The organism is Rhizobium sp. P1_E1 (assembly GCF_056406015.1).
This window is the reverse complement of sequence record NZ_JBFUAY010000301.1, coordinates 1-4476: the sequence shown is the minus strand read 5'-3', so window position 1 is coordinate 4476 and position 4476 is coordinate 1. Positions and strand designations below refer to the sequence as shown.

The following is a 4476-nucleotide window of genomic DNA, read 5'->3' as shown; positions in this document are numbered from 1 at the left end:
ACGCTGATGTCGGTCGCAAACCCTTCGATGTTGGTGCTGCCGGCACCGTCGATGCCCCACTCGCTCTCCGGATTGCCCTGCTTCTGGTTTTCCAGCACAATCGCGTTGCTGGCCGCCGCCGCAGCGGCCGCCAGATTTTGCGTCGTCAACGAGCGCTGCGCAGAAGGTTGAGGCGGCGTCGTCACCGAGCCGGAAAGGCTGCCGACACCCTTCGTGGTGGTGCCCTTTCCGGTCTCTCCGCCGCCGGGCAACGATCCGTTCAAGGCCGTTGATTCTGCCCACGTTGCGGTTCCGCGCCAGCCCGAGAGAGGAGACAGGCTACGATCGAGAAGCGGGTCGCTGACCGAGGCGCCGATGGCCTTCTTGATCGTCTCCACATAGTCCGGCCCTTCGGTCAGCCTTGTTCCCGGCAACTGACCATCTCGCTGAAGCAAGGCGCCGCCATGGGCCCAATCGAGAATCCGCGTGGGGGAGGTAAAGTAGCCGCATCCGCACACACCAAAGGGCATGCCAAACGCCAGCGAATTAGCGCCAGCCTGGTGCGTCGTCGCCTGCGCTGACGGGCTCGATTCGAGAATGACGACCTTGCCTGAGTGCGCAAGCTCGCCCGTCACCGCAGCAGAACCCTGCCCCGAAACTGTCGTTGCAGGGCTTTGCGGCAGATACGCAGCGAGAGGATCATCACCTATGAGGCTCATTCCAGCGTAGGTGCGATAAAGGGACGATTGAGCCCCGAATGCAACTCCGTTCGCGTTCCGCTCGAGACCTGCAAAACCAGGCGTGTGGGCGGGCAACACAGACGCGGCAGTCCCACGGCTTCGCCCCCCCATCTCGCGATTTGTTGCGAAAGCGGCGGGCAAGGGCGGCGGTACGCGAGTGATATCGGCCCGAGGGTCCGGTTCACCGATCACGCCCACTCTATGTCCAGCGTCATGTTCGTTGAGCGCCGCGTTGTTGGGGGGATTGTCGACAAGGGTACCGTATTTGATTCCATTCGCGGTCTGCACGGATGCCGCAAGTTGAGCACTGTCCTCGTGCCTTTCGGCAGGCTTGCGCGGCCTTCCCTTGCCGCCGATGGTCAGCCATCCGGGAATCAACGAATCCACCAGGAGTGAGCGCGAGGTCCACCGACGAGCGTTGCGATACATGGCAGGCACCTCCCGCGAGATTATCAGGATCGAATCTATGAGGACCGCTCGATACGCGGCCCTGAATTGTAGTCGAAAAATGAGAGAGTATATGCTACGCCTTTCGCTCTACAGGCGGCATCCTTTGGGCAACCGGCCTTGTTGCACGCCCACGTGATGGATAAGACGCGCGAAGATTTGCCGCTTGCTGTGCAAGGCTTGAAGCCGCATAGGCGGCTGAGATGGCGGCGTATTCGGTCGTCAAGATCTGGCACGAGAACGGCCTTGTGCCGCACCGCTGGCGCTGCTTCGAGTTGTCGAACGAAAGGCGCCGCCGCCGGTCAATATCGTCGTCCGGCAAAATTTGGCGATGCGAGCATAAAGGCTCTGCCGCAGGGGATTGCGGTTCTTCGAGGCTAGCGCACCCGAGGCGACGCCCTGTGTCGCGCCGAAGATATGTGTTTCTGCTCGATTGAGGCTTAAGCACTCTCCCCACCTCATCAATTGTGATTAGGCAAAGTAAACGACCTCCACCTTCCTCAAGGCTTCGCAAGGCTGCACACTAGCGATCTGGTTTCGGGCTTAGCGTCCGGCGTTCGAACAGCGCTTAAGGCATTGGACCAGCGTCCGTTGAAGGATGTTTTGAAGGCGAGACATGTAATGAATCTATCGCACCGTGCCCCTCACCCGTTCTTTCGCGCCACGTTTGTCATCAGCGTACTCGTCTTTCTTGCCGGAGCCGTGTCGCCGGCTCTCGCCGATAGCGCCCCTTTGGCTCCGCAAACAAAAATCCGCCTGACGGTCGTCCAATGGATGCCGTCCAAGGGCCAGTTTGAGCGATGGGATGCGATTGGCGGCGAATATACGGTTTCAGATGCAGGTGAAGTCTCCCTGCCCTTTCTGGGGTCGCTGTCGGTTGGAAGTCTGGACAATGCCAGCCTCACCAACGAGATTGGCAAGCGCCTTCAGGCAAAGATGGGTTTGGCCCAGACACCTGCGGTGACCATCGACATTATCGACTATCCGTCTATTTACGTCGTCGGAGATGTGATGGCGCCGGGAGAATATAAGTTTCACTCCGGTCTCAGCGTCCTGCAATCCCTGGCCATGAGCGGCGGCCCGTTGCGGGCGCCGGCACAGCAGCGATCGCAGACGATCACTCTTGTCGGCAACTTGCGGGAAATCGACCACTCGCTGCTGCGCAGCTTGGCAAAGCTCGCGCGTCTGCAAACGGAAATGGCCGGCGCGAAGGAGATCGTCTTCGATCAGCCGCCGGCTGCCGATCGGCAATATGCCGAGAGTCTCTACCAGGAGGAGCGGGTCATTTTTCAGGCTCGTGCAAACGCGCTGGACAAGCAGTCGGTGGCTCTCGCCGAATTGCGCAATCTCTTGACGGCGGAAATCGATACACTGGAAGAAAAGCTGAAAGGCTCGGATGACAATATCCGGTCGGTCGAAGAGCAACTGACGAGCGTGAAGACGCTGGTCCAGAAGGGCCTCACGATCACTTCACGCCAGATGGATCTGGAACGATTGCTCACCACCTATCGCTCCGACCGGCTCGACCTCGTGACGGCCATCATGCGGGGCCGCCAGGCGATCAACGAGACGACGCGCAATCTCGAGGGACTTTCCGACACCCGCCGGAGCGAGATCGCTTCCGAAGTGCAGGCGGAAAAGGCCAATCTCGATCAGCTCAAATTGAAGCGCGACACCACGCAACAACTGCTTCTCGGAGAACTGTCGACCGGCCCTAACGTGAATAACCGCGATGAAGAACTCCCGCTGACCTTCAGCGTGAGCCGGCGGGACAAGGGACAAGTCGATCAATTCCAGGCTTCCGAAACGACGGAACTGGCGCCGGGCGACGTGGTCAGGGTAACCCAGTCCCGTCTCACGGATGCGTCGTCCGAAGACGCCGCTGCGGTGCCTGTTCAGACAGAGGCGCATGTCAGTCAGGTAAGCCGGTGATCCGCAAAATGCATGTGCTGCAATCGACCCTGCGGCGGGCGATTGAACGCCAGCACGGAATAAACGGCTAGGGGCATCCGATGACTTTGCGCATGACCCCACCCAGCAGCCAGACCTACACCCAGATCCTCAAATCGACGATGTTGATGGGCGGGTCTTCGCTCGTCAACGTCGCACTCAGCATTGTCAGAAACAAAGCCATGGCTGTTCTGCTCGGGCCGGAAGGCGTGGGACTGATGGGCCTTTACGGGTCGATCCTCGATATCGCGCAGGCGATTGCCGGGCTTGGCGTGGGCAGCAGTGGCGTGCGCCAGATTGCCGAAGCTGCGGGCACCGACGACGCAGAAATGATCGCACGATCAGCAACAGTGCTGAGACGCATATCGATAGTGCTCGGATTGCTTGGTGCGCTCCTTCTCGCCGCGTTGGCATTCCCGATCTCAAATTTCACTTTCGGCGACTACCAGCATGCCGGTGGCATTGCATTGCTGTCGCTGGCAATCTTCTTTCGCCTGGTCTCTGCAGGGCAGACTGCATTGATCCAGGGCCTGCGCGGCATTGCCGATCTTGCTCGTATCAACGTGCTTGCCGGGCTTATCGGCACAGCTGTCAGCATCCCGCTGATCTATCTGTTCGGCCTGCAGGCGATCGCACCGTCCCTCGTTGTGATTGCAGCTGCCTCAATCCTCCCGACCTGGTGGTACAGCCGGCGGATCTGCCCGCATCCCTCGCCAATGCCCACGCGCCAGTTCGGTCGGGAAGTGTCGGCACTGCTCAGGCTCGGCTTCGTCTTCATGGCAAGCGGGCTTCTGACCTTCGGCGCAGCTTATGCCATCCGGCTCATCGTGCTGAAGGAGGGTGGCGTCATGGCGGCTGGATTGTACCAGGCGGCCTGGGGCCTTGGCGGTCTCTATGCCGGCTTCATCCTGCAGGCGATGGGAACGGATTTTTATCCGCGCCTGACTGCGGCAGCCGAGAACAATGCCGAATGCAATCGGCTGGTCAATGAACAGGCGGAAATCAGCATGCTGCTCGCTGGCCCCGGCCTGCTCGGCACCTTGACGCTTGCGCCGCTCATGATGAGCCTGTTCTATTCGGCGGAATTTCATGGGGCAGTCGATCTTCTGCGCTGGATCTGCCTTGGAATGATGCTGAGGATTATTTCCTGGCCGATGGGTTTCATCGTCGTGGCGAAGCGTACCCAGGCGATTTTCTTCTGGACGGAGGTTGCGGCGGCAGTCGTGCATGTGGGGCTTGCCTGGATCTTCGTATCGCTGCTCGGTACGCCAGGAGCCGGTATGGCGTTTTTTGGCCTCTATGTCTGGCACAGCATCCTGATCTATGTGATCGTGCGGAAGCTGACCGGTTTTCGCTGGTC

At 60.0% G+C, this 4476-nt stretch carries 2 protein-coding genes and 1 pseudogene; 2 read left to right on the top strand and 1 reads right to left on the bottom strand.

Annotation, left to right across the window (positions count from 1 at the left end):
* Positions 1–1148, bottom strand: a pseudogene (locus AC1D1Z_RS34420) (adhesin); the annotation flags it as partial.
* A 639-nt stretch (positions 1149–1787) separates the two neighbouring features.
* Here AC1D1Z_RS34420 and AC1D1Z_RS34415 point away from each other — a divergent pair.
* Both AC1D1Z_RS34415 and AC1D1Z_RS34410 read left to right on the top strand, forming a co-directional pair.
* Complete coding sequence (locus AC1D1Z_RS34415) at positions 1788–3098, top strand: polysaccharide biosynthesis/export family protein (protein ID WP_131647641.1); 1311 nt, start codon at positions 1788–1790, stop codon at positions 3096–3098.
* A gap of 80 nt (positions 3099–3178) precedes the next feature.
* Positions 3179–4476 (top strand): O-antigen translocase (locus AC1D1Z_RS34410; protein ID WP_477853266.1); only part of this gene is annotated, 1298 nt, incomplete at its 3' end.